The sequence below is a fragment of the Thermopolyspora sp. NPDC052614 genome (assembly GCF_040678635.1).
Classification (GTDB): Bacteria; Actinomycetota; Actinomycetes; order Streptosporangiales; family Streptosporangiaceae; genus Thermopolyspora.
Window position 1 is genome coordinate 90,955 of the sequence record NZ_JBFATZ010000023.1, and the last position, 17,057, is coordinate 108,011.

Consider the following 17,057-nt stretch of genomic DNA (forward strand, 5'->3'; position numbering starts at 1 on the left):
CGCCCCCGCTCGCGCGGCGGGCCCCGGCAGGCGGGCCGGGGTGCGCTCGATGCCAGCCGCCGCCCTTGCTGACCCTAGCCGCCGCCCTTGCTGAAGTGCTGGTAGTCCTTGGCTCCCGACCAGTAGCCGCCCCACTCCCAGCCCTCGGCGGCGAAGGTTTTGATCACGCGGTCGCCGGGGTTGATCACGCCGGGCTTTTTGAGCGGGCGTTTGACGAAGGCGTCGGCGTTGCGGTGGGAGTTGGTGCCGTCGGCGTAGATGTACGGGTTCTCGCGCGGGTTGAGGTCGATGGCCTTGCCGTACGAGTGCTTCGACCAACTGGTCGAGCCGGTGGCGGGGCGGCAGTTGAAGGCCGAGGTGTTGTCGGCGTCGATGGAGCGGTAGTCGTCGCCGTCGTACTTGTCGACCGGTTCCATGCGGCGGATGGGGTAGCGCTGGTCGTACAGCTTCTTGAAGATCGAGGCGACCTCTTCGGCTACGGACTCGTGGACGACGAGGCGGCCGGTGTGCTGCTTGCCGTCGAAGCCCCAGTAGGTCATGACGATCATGCGGAGTTGCGCGGGGGAGACCGGGCAGCCCGGGCGCCAGGACTTGCTGAGGTCGGCGCGGTCCACCTTTTGGATCTTGGCGGAGAACGGTGGCGGGCCGGTGGGCGTGGGGCGCGGGGTGACCGTTTCGGCGGGTGCGGACGGTTCGGCTTGGTCGGTCGCCGTGCGGGTCTGGCTCGGCGTCGCGGGTGCGGCTACCGCGTCGTGGGCTCCCGCCGAGGTGCCGCCGCCGCAGGCACAGATCCCAGCCAGTGCGAGAAACCCCAGGTAGGGGAGCATCCGTATGCGAGCCATACATCAGCCTAAGACGGTTTCCGAGGCTCCCGGCCACGGTGTGAAGAGATTGCGTTATCAGGGGGAATCGTCGAACCGGGCGTGGCCGAGGCGTGGCTTGCCCTTTCGATGCCGCATCGGGGGACGGCTCGGAAAGCACCGGCTGGAGTCGGGGTCGGCGTGGGTCCACCGTTGACGCGGTGGCGTACGGCCCGGCGGTTTCTCCGGTGATCGGCCCCGCTCTTCGTGCGACCGAGCCTGCGCCGGAGCGGTGCTGTCGCCTCGCCCTGTACGGCCACAGAGGTGGGTGGCGGATCCGGGTGGTCGCCAGAAGGACCGTCTGGGTCCGGCTCGGGCGTGCCTGGCGATGCCGTGGCCGCAGGACCTGGATGCGGGAACCGGGCGTGGGATGCGGGCGTGGGACCTGGGCAAGTGTGGCGTATCGGGGCAAAAGGGGGGCCTGCTGGAGATCCTAGGCGGCTCGACCGACATTTCTTGGCGGAAGGCCTCGCGCACCTGTTCGATCTGGCGCTAGAGTCTTCCCATCGAATCGAACGCAGGTTCGGTGTCGGGCGTGACGATTCGTACGCTTGTGCAGGGAGCCATAGTCGCAGGTGGAAGGGGTGAGCGCGATGGCCGTGCTGGTGGCATCGGCGGCGGTGCCGGCCATGCCGACGGCGGCTTCGGCGCCGCTCGGGGCGCCGCCGGTCGGGCGTCCGGCCGAGCCGTCGCGCCGCCCGCGACGGGCGACACGCCGTAGCACTTTCTACGGAAATCTACGGCGTCCGCTAGATCCCGTCATAAAGTCCGAGAGCGTGGATCCCGTGCGCAACCCCTACGCCCCCGGCGCCGGCCAGCGTCCGCCCGAGCTCGCCGGTCGCGATCGCGAGCTGCGGCAGTTCGAGGTCGTGCTGGAGCGGGTGGCCCGGGGCCGCCCCGAGCGCAGCATGGTGCTCACCGGCCTGCGCGGCGTCGGCAAGACGGTGCTGCTCAACACCTTCAAGTCGATGGCGATCCAGCGGCTGTGGGGCACCGGCAAGATCGAGGCGCGGCCCGACCAGTCGATCCGCCGTCCGGTCGCGGCCGCGCTGCACATGGCGACCCGGGAGCTCGCCCCCCGGCACCGCGCGCCCGAGCGCATCGAGTCCTTCCTCAGTGTGCTGAAGGCGTTCGCGATGCGCGACCCGGCCGCCGCGAAGGGCACCTCGCACTGGTCGCCCGGCATCGACGTGCCCGCCGCCCGCGGTCGCGCCGACTCCGGCGACCTGGAGATCGACCTCACCGAGCTGTTCGTCGACGCCGCGTCCGTGGCGACCGACCTCGGCGTCGGCATCGCCCTGTTCATCGACGAGATGCAGGACGTACGGCCCGCCGACGTCTCGGCGCTGTGCGCGGCCTGTCATGAGCTGTCGCAGTCCGGCGGGCCGCTGATCGTCGTCGGCGCCGGGCTGCCGCACCTGCCGAGCGTGCTGTCGGCGAGCAAGAGCTACTCCGAGCGGCTGTTCCGCTATGCCCGGATCGACCGGCTCGACCGTGAGGCGGCCGACCAGGCGCTGATCGCGCCTGCCGAGCGCGAAGAGGTGGAGTTCACCCCGGAGGCGCTCGACGCGCTTTACCAGGCGGCCGACGGCTACCCGTATTTCGTGCAGGCGTACGGCAAGGTCGCCTGGGACGCCGCGCCCCGCAGCCCGATCACGGCGGACGACGTCAAGGTGGCCGCCCCCGAGGCCGAGCAGGAGCTCGCCGTCGGCTTCTTCGGCAGCCGGTACGAGCGGGCGACCCCGGCCGAGCGCGACTACATGCACGCGATGGCCACCATCGGCGCCGCCACCGGCGACGACCCGGTGCCCACGGCCGAGGTGGCCGAGGTGCTGGGGCGCAAGCCGTCCAGTCTCTCGCCGGCCAGAGACAGCCTGATCAAGAAAGGGTTGATCTACAGCGCCGAGCGCGGCCTCATCGGCTTCACGGTGCCGCACTTCGGGAAGTTTTTACGCTCCCAGCCTGTTTGACCAGGTAGAACCCCATAGACCTCTCTACGGCTTTCTAGAGGGGAAGCTAGAGAGCCGTAGAGAGCTGAATTCCGCACGACGACGATTGGAGAATATCGACCTCTCTAGCCTCATGCCGATACGGCCATAGATTCCGGCAGAGACTCCAGAGAGGTCCCGTCGGCGGCGATCAGCACGCTGCGGACGGGGGCATGCCGACCGCCGCTCAAGTAGACGGCGAAGACCACGTCGACATCGTCCCCGTCCGCCGTGCGGCCGGGAAACACGAAGAAACGCCAGCACAGCTCCCGCCACGTGTCCTCCGGCGTGGTGGACGTCAGCACCGGACGGCGCGCCCGCCAGGCCGCGCTCGTCGTCAACCGCGACAACGCGTCCTCCACCGGCAGCTCGCGCCGCTCGCAGGGGGCCTTATACCGCATGCGGGCGATCGCCTCGCCGACCTCGGGCGACAGCGCCAGCACCAGCGCCACCCCGGCCGCCGTCCAGCCCAGCATCGTCCAGGACAGCCCGGCGACCAGGTCGGCCCCGGTCACCGGCCAGAGGACGATCGCCACCGCCATCGCCCCCAGCGCCATCGCGCGCCCGATCGAGCGCAGCCCCACCGGCGTGCTGCTCACCTCGCCGAAACAGCCGCACCCCGCCTCCGGCCGCCGCCGCCGAAGATCGACCAGCACGTAGGTGGCGAGCGCGAAGAAGATCGCCATCCACCAGCGAGGCACCGGGTGGTCCCAGAAGAGCAGGGCGATCGCGCCCGCCAGCTCGATCAGCGCGCAGCAGACCAGCGCCGAGGCCCGCCACCGCTCCGGAATCAGCGTGGCCGGGCCCAGTCGGCCCAGCCCCTCCGGCTCGATCCCGCGGGCCACCGCCACGAACTTCGCCACCGCGCCGAGCACCAGCGTCAGCACGACGATGGGCAGCGCGGCCAGGGCAATCGTCGTCGTCAACTCACTTCACCCCAACACGATCCTGGCATTGAAACAGCCCCTGGTCAGCTCCCCGCCGAGCTCGACGAACGACGCCGGGGACAGCTCCACGATCCGCCCCCGCGGCGAGGTGCCGCACTCCACGCACCGGTCGCAGAACCGCCCCGCCACGCACCCGCACGCCACGATCGGCACCACGGCCGACCGGTTCGTGCACACATTGTCCACCGCCAGCGCCGACCCCATCGCCAGGTACGGCAGCGGGGCGCACGTGGTGCCGGCCCGCTCGCACTCGGCGTCCGCACGCTCCAGCATCGGGTACGCCGCGCCGCGTTCATCGTCGTCGAAGACGTCCGACCAGACGGCGGACCCCGAAATCTTGGGGGCGGCGCCGTACATGGGGGCGGAGACAGGGTCCGAAACGGGGCCGGAGGAGTGGGTTGAGGCGGGGCCGTCGTCGGTGAGCGGCGGGACGGGCGTCGCCTCGGCGCGGTAGGCCGGTTGGGACGCGGCGGGGAGCAGCGCGGTCGGCTCCCCCCGGCCGAGCGTGCCGATCGCGTCGAACAGGTAGCCCGGCTCCAGCCGCGGGTGACGCACCTGGATACGCCCCGAGGCCCGGTACGGAATCCTGATCGTCCGCCGCCCCCGATGCGGGCCGCAGTCGAGATCGACGGTGAGATCCCGCGTGCCGCGCACCTTCAAGATCTTCCCGGTGAACCTGCTGATATCCACCCAGATGCGATCGGCCACCCTGCCGTGCCCGCCGGCCGTCCTGATGATCGCGCGGGCCCCGCGCGGCACGTCGGCCGGGGCCATGTCGCTTCCGCACCAGGCGGTCGCCCACGGCGCGACGACAAGGCGGATCTCGTCTCCCTCGGCGTTCTCCACCACGAGCAGGTGGGGGCTGACATCGCGAATCTCGCCGGTCACGACTCCGGGCGCGGGATCGCCACCGGGCACCGGCCCGAGCGGCGCCGGCTCACGCCCGAGCACGGCGGCCGCGCGGGCGCGACGGCGGTCGACGCTCATGATCTCTCCTCTCCCCCCCCGGAAACCAGCCTCACATGTCCCGCGCGTACGGCTCTGCGGATCCGTTGAATCCCGTATGACTGGGCGGGAAGGGGGACAAAATATGTACTCCCAGTTGCAGTGGATTCACTCTGATATGCGGCACTTGTGAACCTGTAAGCCGCAATGGGGACGGCGTCGGCGGTTCCATCACCCCCTTGGGCGATCTTTGCATTCGGCGGAGGGAACCCTGAATCCCCGTTCGGCCGGACTAGGGGCAAGGGATGTCATTCTGGCCACAATATGGGTACGAACCATGACCGTCCGCAGTGGAGTGGCGACGGGGCTCACGAGGCGTTCCACGACTACGTGGCCGCTCGCGGCCCCGTCCTTCTGCGCATGGCCCACCATCTCGCGGGCAATCCCGCCGACGCGGAGGACCTGCTGCAGACGGCCCTGATCAAGACCTACCTCGCCTGGGACCGCATCGACGACCGCCGGGCGATCGACGGTTACGTACGCCGCGCCATGGTCAACATCAACATCTCCTGGTGGCGCCGCCGCAAACTCGAGGAGTATCCCTCGGCGGAGATCCCCGAGGTGCCCGTGCCGGACGCGGCCGTCCAGGGCAGGGCGTACGAACTGCTGGAACAGGCCCTCGACCGGCTCCCGGTCCGCCAGCGCACGGCGATCGTGCTTCGCTACTACGAGGACATGAGCGAGCCGGAGATCGCCAAGACCCTCGGCGTCAGCATCGGCACGGTGAAGAGCACGGTCTCCCGCGCGATGGCCAAACTCCGTGGCGACCTGGCGGTGTCCTCGGCGTCCTCGGCGTCCTCGGCCGTTTCTCCCGCGGTGCACCCGCAGACCTGAAGGTTCCCGCCTAAAGCCCGGCGAGGCGGGCGTCATCGGGACCGTGCGCCTCTGGCGCCCGTCGCCTCGATCGGTTCGACGCCCGCGGTGGCGCAGGGCCGTACGGTGTCGCGGATGATCCGTAAGGCGTCCAGCATCGCGTCGAGTTGGTCGGGGTCGAGCAGCCCGGTGAACCACTTCTCGATGTCCTCAAGATGCTGCGGCAGAACCTGGTCGAGCCGCGCCATGCCGGCATCGGTGATCACCGCATAGGACGCCCGCCGGTCGACGTCGCACGCCCTGCGGGTGACCAGCCCCTCACGTTCCAGCCGGTCGATCACCCGGGTGACACCGCTGGTCGACAGGCTGGTCTGCGCGGCGAGATCGCTCATCCTCAACCGTTGGTAGGGCGAGCGGGCCAGACGCAGCAGGGTCTCGAAGTCGATCGCGGACAGTCCGGCGCCGCTCAGGGTGGGGGTGAGCCGCGTCATCATGCCGGTGAAGACCTCGGCGAGCAGGCCTGCGGCGGTGAGCCGGGGATCATCTAGCGCTTTCACATTCACACTATATCCGACGATATTTGACACGAGGAAGATTTGTCCGGTAGACATCTGTTGTCGCAACTATCTGGACGACCACCGCCTATTGAGGAGACGACATGAGCACCCGTGAGTGGGAAGGCCTCACCATCCCGACGCCCGGCACCTTCGTCTTGGACGCCGCCCACACCCGCATCGGCTTCTCGGTCAAGCACATGATGGTCGCCAAGGTGCGCGGCCACTTCGGCGAGTTCAGCGGCAGCGTCACCATCGCGGAGAACCCGCTGGAGTCCAGCGCTGAGATCACCATCAAGGCCGCGAGCATCGACACCAACGCCTCCGACCGTGACAACCACCTCCGCAGCGACGACTTTTTCGCCGTCGACAAGTACGAGAACATCACCTTCCGCAGCACCCGCGTCGCCGGCCACAAGGGCGACGAGCTGAAGGTCCTCGGCGACCTCACCATCCGTGACGTCACCAAGGAAGTCGAGCTCACCGTCGAGTACGGCGGCGCCGGCGCCAACCCCTGGGGCGTGGAACTGTTCGGCTTCTCCATCACCGCCGAGATCGACCGCGAGGACTTCGGCCTCACCTGGAACCAGGCCCTCGAGACGGGCGGCTTCATGGTCGGCAAGAAGGTCAAGATCGAGATCGAGGGCGAGGCCACCCGCCAGGCCTGACAGGGCGTTATCCACACCTGTCCACACCTCATCCACAGTTCATCCACAGGTTGCCCACACCCGTTATCCACAGGCTGTGTATAACGGGTGTGGGCAACCTCACCTCCACCGACACGAACCCCCAATTCACTTTGCCGCCTAGCCCACGGCCCGGTACTCTGGCCTGAGCCACCCGGCTACAAGGAGGCTTCGCCTAGTCAGGTCTATGGCGCCGCACTGCTAATGCGGTTTGGGCTCACCGCCCATCCGGGGTTCAAATCCCCGAGCCTCCGCCGCTTACGACCCCTCTCCCGGCCATCCCGGAGAGGGGTTTTTCGATCTTCGTACGCGTCAGGGTTGCAGTTTGGGTTGCAGTTCTCACCCATCGCCCCAGAGAGCGGAGCCCATCCGCTCGCTCGCGTCCTGTACCTGAGCGCTGGCGACGTGGGTGTACCGCTGGGTGGTGGTCACGCGGGCATGGCCGAGGATCTCCTGAACCACTCGGATGTGCACACCCTGCTCTACAAGGAGCGAACCGGCCGTGTGCCGTGCGTCGTGAAGCCGAGCCCTCGGACACCGGCACGTTTGAGAAGCGCCTTCCACGCCTTGTAGTCCTCGCTGCGCTCCATAGGCCTGCCGCGCCTCGTGGCGAAGACGACGTCATGGTCTTCCCACAGATCACCGGCCTTCTCCCGTTCGGCCTGCTGGGCGACCCGGTGAGCGCGAAGGATCGGGAGCAGCTCCGGCGGACACTGGAGGGTCAGCCGGCTCTTCCCCTTGCGTTGCCGAAAGACCAGCCCGCCACCTGTCCGCTTCGGACAGCGGTCCGCGTGACCCGTGCACCCTTTCGGGCACGTCCGGGTTGGGCAGACGTGGTTGGGCTTCTTGCATGTCGCGGCGCAGTCCGCCGAGTGCCTGTGGATAGTGCAGCGCTTCTTACAGGGCATGCGGTGCCACGCCTCACCGCATGCATGAGGGTCGTCACAGCCGTGCTCCCAGGGCTTCCGCTGCACCTGGTACCACGCCTTGATCACTCCGGTATCGAGATCCACGAAGGACCAGCGAAGTCCGAGCGCTTCACCCTGACGGAGACCCAGCGCGAGAGCCACCGACCAGCGAGCGCCGTTGCGTCTGGTCTTGGCCGCCTCCAGAATCTTTCGAGCCTCCTCAAGAGAGAGCGGCGCGATGTCCGGGTCGGCGGCGACGGGAGCGTCAACGAGCGTCGCGACGTTGCGGGTTATCTTCCGCGGCGTACAGCGATCTTCAGCGCCCGGGACAGGATGCGATGCACCTTCAGCACCGTGCTCGTCGAACGGCCGCTGTTCATCATCGTGGCGTACGCCTGGTCGAGGTGTTCCGGCGCGAGCTTGTCGAGACGGTGAAGGCCGAGCAGCGGAATGATCCAGTGACGCGTCTTCGACCGGTAGTCGTCGAGAGTCCGGGGCGCCATCTTTCCCGAGGTGACGAGCCGCTCGCAGACCACATCGAGGTATTCCGTCATCCATTCGGCGACGGTCGGGGCACGGCCAGGCTTGCTGACGTGGCCCGTTTCCCGCTGGCCCTCCAGTTCCCGAACCTTGCGGGTCACCTCTGCTTCGGTTTTGCCCTTGCGGTGCCGTCGGTCGGGGGAGCCGTCCGGTTTGATTCCGACCGTCACCCAGCCGTGCCAAAGGCCGTCGCTTCCGAGGTAGATCGATGAGCGCCCGTTCGGCTTCCTAGACGCCATCAGGCCACCTCTTCGAGGCTTCTCGCGAACGCTTCTAGGGCGGCGGCCGGGATGAGCCGATACCCCTCGTACTTGACCGAGCGAAGTTCACCCGTCCTGATCAATCGGAAGACAGCTGTACGGCTCATTCCGAGCACAGCCGCCGCTTCCTTCGGGCGGTGGAGCAACTTCTCCATGTCAGGCCGCCTTTCCGATCCCGCCTGGATCCGAGGGATCTTGGACGGGGCGTCCCTCTGCTTGGGCTTTGAGCCGTTCCATGGCGTTGCGCCATCGCTGGCGTTCGGCCACGCTGCGCAGCAGCCGCAGCGCCAGAGGTGCCAAGCCAGGGTCGGCGCTGCTGACCGGCTGCCAGGTGTAGCGGTGTGGGTCGGTGGCCTGGTCCTGGTCGAGGCCGAGGGCTTCCAGAACCCAGGTGCGCCGGTCCTGCTTGTGTTCGGTCAGGGTCTTGTTGGACCACTTGCGCGAGACGAGCACGCGGCGTCCCGGGTAGCCGAGGTGTTCGGGTTTGTGGGCCTTGCCCTTGCAGCCGCCGGGGCGCATCCCGGCGTGGGCGTTCTTGGGCTGGATGCCGTAGCGCAGCCAGTTCGGGCAGGCCGGAGAGCATGGTTCGTACCGCAGCGCCTCCGCCAGCCGCGCGGCATGCTCGGCCTGGGCCGGGTTGGCCGGGTCGAGGGTGTCGCCGATGGACTTGGTGAGGTACTTGGACAGGTAGCGGATGCACTGGTCGGCGTCCTTGGACCCGGCGAGCACGCCCTGTATGTCGATCTGGGTGCCGAAGCGGATGACGTGTAGCGGCTCGGCCTGGTCGTCGGCGTCGAGCTGGTCGAGTGCCTGGTCCCAGGTGGGCAGGACCTCGCCGGTGTCGGGGTCGAGGTAGCCGGCCTGCTCATCCCAGATGGGCAGGTGGTCCCCGTCGAAGACGACCCGAGCGATCGCGGGCCACCAGACCTGGTGGTAGGTGGCCGCCGCGATCTGCTTGATCTCGGCCCGGGGCAGGGTGCCCCGGATCGCCATGTGCAGGTGCGGGGCCAGCCGCCGTTGTGGTTCGACGGTGGCGAAGTACTGCACGTCGTAGCCCGCCACGCGGCGAAGGTTCTGCACGAACCGGTCCACCAGCTTGGAGAAGTGCAGCGCGTCCCGAGCGGCCCGCGCATAGTCGTAGCCGTCCGGGTCGACCGGGACGCCGTTGGTGACGCGTCCATACGACGGGAGCGTGAGCGTGATGAACATCGACGGCCGGTAGACCTTGCCGTCCGGCGCGGTGAAGGTGCGCCCGAGCGTGGTCGCGGCCATCTTGCGCTTGGGCAGGTCTGGGGCGTCCTGCCGACGCCGGGTCGAGCGGTTGCGCTTCGATGCGGACCGGCCCAGGACGTTACCGCGCATGCCCGCAGCATTGATCTCGTGGTCGAGATCGGCGATCGCGCCGTCGAGGTCCTCGGTGGGCCCGCCCGCCGCTTCGGCCGCGTCCCGCCAGGTCTGCATGTCGGCTCGTAACTCCACCAGGTGCCGCTGATGCTCGTTCGGCTCATCTGGGGTCATGGCGGGTTCGGTCTCAAGGTACCAGCCCTCACTGCACTGCGTCATGCGGAGTTGCCGGTTGCGCTTGGCACACGGCGGGCACACGGCCTCCTGGGTGGCCCCGCAGGGGACATCGACGATCTCGGACTTTCCCGTGCGGGTGTCGATGCGCCGCAGCGCCACCGGCCGGATGCACACTCCGTGCTGGACGGCGATGTGTTCGACGACGTCCCGGGCGAGCGGCATCGCCTGCCGTACCGCCCGGGGCATCGCCCGCGTCGTCGGCGTCGTCTGGTCGTGCGGGTTGCTCACACGACCTCCCAGACGTCCTCGGCGTTCCCGGCGGTCCCGATGTTCTCGAAGGCGACGTTGGCGCGGTGTCCGCACTCGCGGCACTCGACCAGTCCGCGGACCGGGTCGTACCAGAGCACATCGATGGTCAGGCAGTCGGCGCAGCGCAGCCCGTCGAGCAGGTGAGCCAGCCTCATCGGCCCTCACCCCCGCCACCGCTGGGAAACGCCGCGACCATGGTCCGGATGTCGGAATCGGAGACGTAGGCGGCGCGGACGCGAACCGGGTCGGGGCAGGTTTCCAGCCGCACGTACCCGACGCCAGCCCCCCGTTCGGGGATGGGTGAGATGTGGTCGGCCAGCGCGCCACGGTCCCGGGCGCCGTCGCCGAGGACCATGTCCACCTGCTCGGACTCATCCAGCCGGAGGGCGATCTTGTCGGGGAACAGGTTGCGGATGCTCATGACCTCTTTGCGCGGGTCCTGCAACGCCGCCATCACGCCGACGCCGACCGCGCGGCCCTGGGTGGTGAGCGTGGCCAGGGCAGCGACGATCCGGACTCGGAGATGCTTGTCGGACTGGTAGGCGGTCAGGAACGCGACCTCATCGACGATCACCAGGATGAACGGGTCATCCACGGTCGGCACGTGCGCGCGCTGGACCCCGGCGTACCGGTCGGCGCGTTCCTGCATCACCGCCACCGCGGCCTCCAGCAGGTCGGCGCAGTCGGCAGGGTCAGCGGCGTACCGGCCGCCGAACAACTCCCGCCCGTAGGACAGTTCCATGCGCTTGGGATCCAGCGCCCAGATCTGGACCAGGCCCGCGCGTACGGCGGGGAGCAAGCCACGGATGACCGACCACAGGTAAGAGCCCTTGCCCGAACCGGTCGCGCCCGCGATTAGGACGTGCGTCCCGTGCACTTTCAACCGGTAGGGGGTGCCGTCCTCACAGGTGCCGATCTCCACCGGCCCCACCGTCGCGGCCCCCGGCATTGGTACGGCAGGGAACGGAGCCGACAGCGGATCATGTCGCGGGAAGGTCAGGCAAAGCCGACCGGCCCGGGTGACCGATACCCGGCAGCCTGCCGCGCCGAAGCCGTGCGCGAGGTGTTCGATGCGGTCGGCCCAGTCTTTGACCGCTTGTCCGTGCAGCATCTTGACCGTGACGTGGTCGGCCCAGCCGTCGCAGCGCACCTTGATGAGTGTGGGCAGGTAGTCGCGTCCGCGCAGGTGCCGCCCAAGGCCGGAGACGATCATTACCGGTTGCCAGTGCCACCGGTAGACCCAGACCCAGCGCCACCAGGCCAGCAGCCGCCAGCCGACCAGCCGGGCGAACGACGGCCGGTCCAGGGACGCCCAGGCGGCCAGTGCCGAGCCGGTCATGCAGACGGCGGCGACCGTGATGCGCCAGCCGTACAGCCAGCACACCGCGACCGGAGCCGCCGCCACGACCAGGGCGATCGGGTGCCGCCAGACCAGCCGGACCAGGCTCACGAGCAGCCGGGCCAGCAAAAGGACGATGGTGACGATGACGGGAGTGGAGACGACGGCCGGGCGGAACACCACGGCCGTGTCGGGAGTGGTGGAGACCAGGCCCTTGACCTCGTCCCCAGGGAGCTTGCGGAGCATAAGCTTGATTCCTCTTTCGATGAGCGTCGGGAGAGATCCAGGGGCCGCTGGAAGGACCAGTTCCAGCGGCCCCGTCTTTGAGGTCAGGCCGCGCCCTGGTCGAGCGGCTCGCCCGCCTGGTCGGCCTTGCCGGTGGCCCCGGCGGTTCCGGTGCCGGTGGTGGTGAGGCGCTCGCAGTCGGCCAGGAACGCCGCCGCCGCGTGAAACAACTCCCGGGCGAACGCCACGTGGGTGCCGGTCACCTGGGTCTGGTCGGGGATGCAGATGTGCACGTTGGCGCCCGCATGAGCGAGCCGGATGAAGTCCCGCGAGCCGTCGTTCCGCGCGGAGTAGTAGGTCACCTCGGCGTGCTCGTCGGGGTGGATCGAGACCCCGATCTTCGGCTGCTGCCCAGGGTCGATGCTGATGGTGGTGTAGCTGTAGCCGCTCATCTCGCGATCTCCTTGCCGTCGTCGCGGGTGCTGCTGGTTCCGGTCTTGGGGTGGGTGGCGGAGTACTGCCGGGTGATCTCCTCGGCGAAGGCACCGGCCGCGCGGGCGAGCTGGCGGGCGAACGCCACGTCGCCCGAGGTGACGTGGTCGCTGGCCGAGGTGCGGATCACGACCCAGGTGGCGCCGAAGTCCAGCGCCAGGGCCGGAGTCCACCTCCCGTTGCGGTGCCGTTCGACGCGGGCGGTGCGCCCGGTGCTGAGGCTGATCACGCTGCTGCGCCGGAAGGCGATCCGTCGCCTCACGCCTGCTCCCGGACGGCGGGCTTGGCCTTGCCGGCCCCGGTGCCGGGGGCGCGCATGACGCGGGCGCGGACCGAGTAGGCGAGCCGTCCGGTGGCGTTGACGTAGGGGGTGACGGTGATGTCGTCGAACTCCACCGGGGTGAACGGCAGCCCGGCCATCATGGGCGGGGCGATGGGCTGGTCTTCGGCCAGGAGCTTGACCGCCACCGTCTTCTGCGCGGGCTTGAGGGTGGGGTCGGCGTCCATGACGGCGACCTGCCACACCGGCAGCCCGGTGGACTTGTCGCGCGCCTGGACGAAGCGGTTGTTGGTCGAGGCGTCGAAGTCCTTGACCTTCTCGACCTCGCCGACCACGTAGCAGCCGTGCGGGAACACCTGCTCGAACGTGACCGCGATAGGACCTTGCAGAGCCATGCTGTTTCCTTCCAACAGACGACCGTCGTCCGGTCGTCCACTTGTCCGATTGAGTTGAGAGTACGTCGAGCGACTTGTCCGCACAAGTGGTTAAGCATGTGGCGCGGGAAAGATCTACCTCACCGGATAGACGTCCTCAAGTTCGTGCAGGTCCCCGGGCAGGGCCACGCTCATGACCATCAGCACCGCGCCCGCCGGATCGTGCACCGTCGCCAGCACGCCGAGCACGGGATCGGCGGAGCCGAGCGACTCGGCTTCCTGCTTGGTCGGCTTGCGCGCGGTCAGCCGCTCGGTGATGTGGTCGAACCGCACATGCTTGACCGCCTCAAGGTGGTGGCGCACCCCGCGCGGCAGCGGATCGGGCTTCTCCAGATCCGTCCCAAGGGCGATCTCCAGCGGAAACCACAGGGTCTCCACCGCCGCAGGCCGCCCGCCCTGCCGTGTCACCCGTTGCCGCATCAAAACCGGCGTCCGCTCGGCCACGCCCATCAGCCGGGCGACATGTCGAGGGGCCGCGACACGCTCTGCTCGCATCGCCCCGTCGCCGGTCTCGGCCTGCTCGGTCACGGCCAGGCCAGGGCGGACGCGTTCGGCCGGGCTGTCGGGACGGCCCTTCACGAACGAGCCGCGCCCGTGCTCGCGGGTGATCCACCCCTGCATCGCGAGTGTCTGCAACGCCCGCACCACGGTGGTACGCCCCACGCCCAGTTCGCGGACAAGCTGGGTCTCCGAAGGCAGCATGTCGCCCGGACGGTACTCGCCGGCCTCGATACGCTGCTGAATCGCCGACATGACCTGGATGTACTTGGGGGGCGTGTAATCCATGCCCATATCATCCGCCCAATCGCTCTTGTGCTTGTCCGCATAAGCAGACTAGCGGGAACCGGCGAAGGTGTCAGGTGAGCAGTACCTTTCCGAGCAGTCAGGGCAGGCACGCTCAAGCGCCGGGCTGAACGGCGGCGACCAGCCATCGACCAGCACCGGCCGCACCGAAGCCCCGCACCGGGCGATCGTCGGATCAGCCGGAATGATCGCGTGCCGCGTACCGGCCGCCAGCCCGACACCTGGCACCGGCCCGCTAGCTTGGCCGCGCGGCTCAACCAGTTCGATGCGCAGGTCATCGACGTGGAGATGCCAGCGCCGTACGCCCAGCAGCGTCGACGGCGGGTCGTCGAGCTCCACGAGGGCGTACGAACCCTCACGCAACAGCCGCACGACCACCCCACGCTGCGACACAAGCCCGTGCTCATACGCGCGAGCACGCGCGTGACTGTGAAGAACGCCGACGATTGTCGCGCGGTCACCCGCCCGAGGAGGCCGCGCGGGTCGGCACTGCTCGACATCCTCAGCGTGGAGCACCCGAAGGCCACCGACGTGCAATTGCCACTCCCGGCGCCGTCCGTACGGCAGATCCTCGGCGAGCAACTCGACCTCGGCCCACACGCCCTGAGCCGGGGCGAACAGCACCCGGGCAAGATGGCCGACCAGCCATGGAGACTGCCGCGCCCTGTACCGGCACTGATCGAGCGACACGATGCGCACCAGGTCACCGGCCGGCACCCGGCCAGACACCTCAACCGGCATCGCGACCGGCCTGCCCCGCGCCCCTGCTCATCGAAGCGCATGCCGAAGGCGAGCGACGCAACTGCGCCAGGCGGAACGCGATACGCCGGGCGGCCCTCTCGGAGTCGGCCGCCGGGTGCCAGGCGAGACTGTAGCGCCGACGGCGGGGGTTCCATCTGGTACGCCACCAGAACCGATCGCCATCGGTCCACACCAGAAGATCGGCACAGACCGACACCACCGCCAGTCCGTACCCGCCGTTGACATCGGCGGCGATCCCGTGCGCCTCCAGATGATGGCGCAGCCACAACGCAGCGACAAGCGCCGGAACCTGGGGCACCGCCACGCCGGTCACGACTCGACCCGCGTGAAACGCACCGAGCCAGCCAGATCCACAACCGCCTCGAAAATCACCTCACGGCGCCAGTCATCGAGCGCCACCCCGAAGTCGAAGAGCCGCCGGACGATGCGCCCCCGCGCGTTCTGACCGGGTTCGGTCCTGCGCAGCGCCTTGCGCAGCTCATCCATCGCGGTCGCCTGACCGGAGTTGCTCCCGCAGGGCCCGAGCCGCTCACCGCCGCCCTCGGCAGGGAGGAGGACCTCCCACTCGAACATCTCCGGCATCGGCGATGGACCCTCGCAGTGCAGGCAGTCCTCCCGGGAGGAGTGCGCAGCGCCCAGCATCGACGCGCCGACGTGGCCCCGCCGGGTGACGACCTTCCACCCGCGCCCGCCGCACGCATCGCACCTAACCGCTTCTGTCATGCCGAAAAGCATCAGTGGTCAGACACGTACGCCACTATTCCTCGAAGATATTCCCCCAGCGCATATAAGCTGCCGTCCAAAGCGCCACCCACCTCACAGTCGAGGCCACCGGAGGCACGCCTTGCGTGAGCAGGCATTCGACCCGATCAAGATTCCCGCCCAGATATGGGAGCGGGAGGAAACACGCGAACTTCTCAAACGCCGAGACGTTCCCGCATTGCTGAAACTCGCCACCCAGTACGCGGGCGCCAGCCAAGTCCGCATCGGGGCCGCGACCGGCATCGCCCAAAGCCGCATCAGCCGCTACATGCGCGGCCTGCTCCAGGCCACCGACCTGGACGTCTACGAACGCATCGCCACCGGCCTCGGCATGCCCGACCACGCCCGCGTCCTGTTCGGGCTGGGCGTGAGCCACACCGACGCCTCCGACCCCATCGACGATCTCCAGCAACGCCAGCAGCACGACGAATTGACCGCACGCCTAGACGCGGCAGCCTCCATCGACTCCACCATGGTCGCCATCCTCACCGTGGACACCAACAATCTGCGCCTAATGGACCGGAAACTCGGAGCCGCCGCAATCGCGGACAAAATGCGCGCCCAAAGCAACCAAGTGCAGCGCGCGCTCCACCACGCCGTACGCCCCGGAATCCGCACCAAACTCGCCCACGTACTCGCCGAAACCGCCTCCCTGGCCGGATGGCAGGCCATCGACATGTGCGCCCTATCGGATGCCTGGCAGCACTACGAACACGCCAAAGCCGCCGCCTACGAGGCCAACGACCCCGCCCTCATCGCGTACGTGTCCGGCGAACAGGCATTCGTCCTGGCCGACCTCGGCCGCCCCGCCGAAGCCACCGAACTCCTCCAGCACGTCCACGCCACCTACCGCAGCCGCATCCCCGCACTCACCCGAACCTGGCTATCAGCCGCGGAAGCCGAACTCGCCGCCATCCTCGGCGACGAACACACCTGCCGCACCGCCCTCGACCAGGCCGCCACCCTCCTCGGCGACACCGGCCACGACCCCGACATGCCCTACATCTCACTCAACCCGCACCACCTGGCCCGCTGGCGCGGCAGCTGCCTGCTCCACTTCGGCGACCCGCACACCGCCGACGAGCTGCGTTCCGCACTCGCCGGCATGGACGGCACCTACAACCGCGCCGAAGCCGGAACCCGCTGCGATCTGGCCTACGCACTCCTGGCCGCAGGCGAACCCGAAGCCGCCCAGCCCCACATCCACCGCGCCCAACAGCTCGCGACCATGACCGGCTCCCGCCGACAGCGCCGCCGCATCGACGAGGTGGCCCGCCTGGTCAAGCGCGCCCTGAACTGAGCCGCTCCCGAGCGGCGTACACCCCGATCAACGTCCCCGACGTCCAGATATCCCCCCGGGCGATCATCTCCGGGATCTCGGCCATCGGCACCCACCGGATCAGATCCGCCTCGATCTCCCCGGTCGGCTCCCCGACATACTCGGCCCCGCGCGCGAGAAACAGCAGGTGCTCGGAATCCACCATGCCCGCCATCGGCTGATAGGTGATCAGCGGCTCGATCTCCTTGGGCCGATACCCGGTCTCCTCCTCAACCTCCCGGGCCGCCGT

At 68.8% G+C, this 17,057-nt stretch carries 22 protein-coding genes and 1 tRNA gene; 5 read left to right on the forward strand and 18 right to left on the reverse strand.

Annotation, left to right across the window (positions count from 1 at the left end):
* Positions 1 to 74 precede the first annotated feature (74 nt).
* Positions 75 to 842: a M15 family metallopeptidase gene (locus tag AB0K60_RS32800; protein WP_364064075.1), complete on the reverse strand. Its 768-nt coding sequence runs from the start codon at positions 840 to 842 to the stop codon at positions 75 to 77.
* Between the two features lie 794 nt (positions 843 to 1,636).
* Here AB0K60_RS32800 and AB0K60_RS32805 point away from each other — a divergent pair.
* Positions 1,637 to 2,830 (forward strand): ATP-binding protein, encoded by a 1,194-nt coding sequence (locus AB0K60_RS32805; RefSeq protein WP_364064078.1) that lies wholly within the window; start codon positions 1,637 to 1,639, stop codon positions 2,828 to 2,830.
* Positions 2,831 to 2,940: 110 nt separating this feature from the next.
* Here the strand turns inward: AB0K60_RS32805 and AB0K60_RS32810 are convergent, their stop codons facing one another.
* Together AB0K60_RS32810 and AB0K60_RS32815 are read right to left on the reverse strand one after the other, a co-directional pair.
* On the reverse strand, positions 2,941 to 3,774 hold the full coding sequence (locus tag AB0K60_RS32810; RefSeq protein WP_364064080.1) for a MauE/DoxX family redox-associated membrane protein: 834 nt from the start codon (positions 3,772 to 3,774) through the stop codon (positions 2,941 to 2,943).
* Between the two features lie 6 nt (positions 3,775 to 3,780).
* Entirely contained in the window at positions 3,781 to 4,782 is a 1,002-nt protein-coding gene (locus AB0K60_RS32815) for a hypothetical protein (RefSeq protein WP_364064082.1), read from the reverse strand.
* 282 nt (positions 4,783 to 5,064) lie between these two features.
* Between AB0K60_RS32815 and AB0K60_RS32820 the strand changes: the two genes are divergently transcribed.
* Positions 5,065 to 5,634 carry a SigE family RNA polymerase sigma factor gene (locus AB0K60_RS32820; protein WP_364064085.1) on the forward strand — a complete coding sequence of 190 codons (570 nt, stop codon included), beginning with the start codon at positions 5,065 to 5,067 and terminating at the stop codon, positions 5,632 to 5,634.
* A gap of 32 nt (positions 5,635 to 5,666) precedes the next feature.
* On the opposite strand, the gene AB0K60_RS32825 is transcribed toward AB0K60_RS32820, so the two are convergent.
* Positions 5,667 to 6,170 (reverse strand): MarR family transcriptional regulator, encoded by a 504-nt coding sequence (locus AB0K60_RS32825; RefSeq protein ID WP_364064087.1) that lies wholly within the window; start codon positions 6,168 to 6,170, stop codon positions 5,667 to 5,669.
* Between the two features lie 101 nt (positions 6,171 to 6,271).
* On the opposite strand from AB0K60_RS32825, the gene AB0K60_RS32830 reads away from it, so the two are divergent.
* Together AB0K60_RS32830 and AB0K60_RS32835 are read left to right on the forward strand one after the other, a co-directional pair.
* Positions 6,272 to 6,835: a YceI family protein gene (locus tag AB0K60_RS32830; protein ID WP_364064089.1), complete on the forward strand. Its 564-nt coding sequence runs from the start codon at positions 6,272 to 6,274 to the stop codon at positions 6,833 to 6,835.
* 182 nt (positions 6,836 to 7,017) lie between these two features.
* Positions 7,018 to 7,107, forward strand: a tRNA-Ser gene (locus tag AB0K60_RS32835).
* A gap of 85 nt (positions 7,108 to 7,192) precedes the next feature.
* Here the strand turns inward: AB0K60_RS32835 and AB0K60_RS32840 are convergent.
* The 13 genes from AB0K60_RS32840 to AB0K60_RS32900 form a co-directional block, all read right to left on the reverse strand.
* Positions 7,193 to 7,417, reverse strand: a complete 225-nt coding sequence (locus tag AB0K60_RS32840; protein ID WP_364064092.1) for a tyrosine-type recombinase/integrase — start codon at positions 7,415 to 7,417, stop codon at positions 7,193 to 7,195.
* A gap of 634 nt (positions 7,418 to 8,051) precedes the next feature.
* Positions 8,052 to 8,471, reverse strand: a complete 420-nt coding sequence (locus AB0K60_RS32845) for a hypothetical protein (protein ID WP_364064095.1) — start codon at positions 8,469 to 8,471, stop codon at positions 8,052 to 8,054.
* A gap of 68 nt (positions 8,472 to 8,539) precedes the next feature.
* Entirely contained in the window at positions 8,540 to 8,716 is a 177-nt protein-coding gene (locus AB0K60_RS32850) for a helix-turn-helix domain-containing protein (protein WP_364064098.1), read from the reverse strand.
* Position 8,717: 1 nt separating this feature from the next.
* Entirely contained in the window at positions 8,718 to 10,328 is a 1,611-nt protein-coding gene (locus AB0K60_RS32855) for a replication initiator (protein WP_364064135.1), read from the reverse strand.
* A 38-nt stretch (positions 10,329 to 10,366) separates the two neighbouring features.
* Positions 10,367 to 10,546 (reverse strand): hypothetical protein, encoded by a 180-nt coding sequence (locus AB0K60_RS32860; RefSeq protein ID WP_364064101.1) that lies wholly within the window; start codon positions 10,544 to 10,546, stop codon positions 10,367 to 10,369.
* Positions 10,543 to 11,976: an FtsK/SpoIIIE domain-containing protein gene (locus AB0K60_RS32865; protein ID WP_364064104.1), complete on the reverse strand. Its 1,434-nt coding sequence runs from the start codon at positions 11,974 to 11,976 to the stop codon at positions 10,543 to 10,545. Before AB0K60_RS32865 ends, AB0K60_RS32860 begins: the two co-directional genes overlap by 4 nt.
* Before the next feature lie 83 nt (positions 11,977 to 12,059).
* The gene (locus AB0K60_RS32870) at positions 12,060 to 12,407 is read right to left on the reverse strand and encodes a hypothetical protein (protein ID WP_364064107.1); all 348 of its coding nucleotides are present in this window, start codon (positions 12,405 to 12,407) and stop codon (positions 12,060 to 12,062) included.
* Positions 12,404 to 12,709: a hypothetical protein gene (locus AB0K60_RS32875; RefSeq protein ID WP_364064110.1), complete on the reverse strand. Its 306-nt coding sequence runs from the start codon at positions 12,707 to 12,709 to the stop codon at positions 12,404 to 12,406. Before AB0K60_RS32875 ends, AB0K60_RS32870 begins: the two co-directional genes overlap by 4 nt.
* Positions 12,706 to 13,122, reverse strand: coding sequence for a plasmid replication, integration and excision activator (locus AB0K60_RS32880; protein ID WP_364064112.1), 417 nt, complete (start codon positions 13,120 to 13,122; stop codon positions 12,706 to 12,708). Before AB0K60_RS32880 ends, AB0K60_RS32875 begins: the two co-directional genes overlap by 4 nt.
* A gap of 114 nt (positions 13,123 to 13,236) precedes the next feature.
* Positions 13,237 to 13,953 carry a GntR family transcriptional regulator gene (locus tag AB0K60_RS32885; RefSeq protein ID WP_364064114.1) on the reverse strand — a complete coding sequence of 239 codons (717 nt, stop codon included), beginning with the start codon at positions 13,951 to 13,953 and terminating at the stop codon, positions 13,237 to 13,239.
* Between the two features lie 42 nt (positions 13,954 to 13,995).
* The gene (locus tag AB0K60_RS32890; RefSeq protein WP_364064117.1) at positions 13,996 to 14,706 is read right to left on the reverse strand and encodes a hypothetical protein; all 711 of its coding nucleotides are present in this window, start codon (positions 14,704 to 14,706) and stop codon (positions 13,996 to 13,998) included.
* Complete coding sequence (locus tag AB0K60_RS32895; protein WP_364064119.1) at positions 14,696 to 15,040, reverse strand: hypothetical protein; 345 nt, start codon at positions 15,038 to 15,040, stop codon at positions 14,696 to 14,698. Before AB0K60_RS32895 ends, AB0K60_RS32890 begins: the two co-directional genes overlap by 11 nt.
* Positions 15,037 to 15,450, reverse strand: coding sequence for a hypothetical protein (locus tag AB0K60_RS32900; protein WP_364064121.1), 414 nt, complete (start codon positions 15,448 to 15,450; stop codon positions 15,037 to 15,039). Before AB0K60_RS32900 ends, AB0K60_RS32895 begins: the two co-directional genes overlap by 4 nt.
* A gap of 121 nt (positions 15,451 to 15,571) precedes the next feature.
* Here AB0K60_RS32900 and AB0K60_RS32905 point away from each other — a divergent pair, with 121 nt between their 5' ends.
* Positions 15,572 to 16,789, forward strand: coding sequence for a helix-turn-helix domain-containing protein (locus AB0K60_RS32905; protein ID WP_364064123.1), 1,218 nt, complete (start codon positions 15,572 to 15,574; stop codon positions 16,787 to 16,789).
* Here the strand turns inward: AB0K60_RS32905 and AB0K60_RS32910 are convergent.
* A partial coding sequence (locus tag AB0K60_RS32910; RefSeq protein WP_364064126.1) for an NUDIX hydrolase occupies positions 16,770 to 17,057 on the reverse strand: 288 nt, incomplete at its 5' end. The genes AB0K60_RS32905 and AB0K60_RS32910 overlap by 20 nt on opposite strands.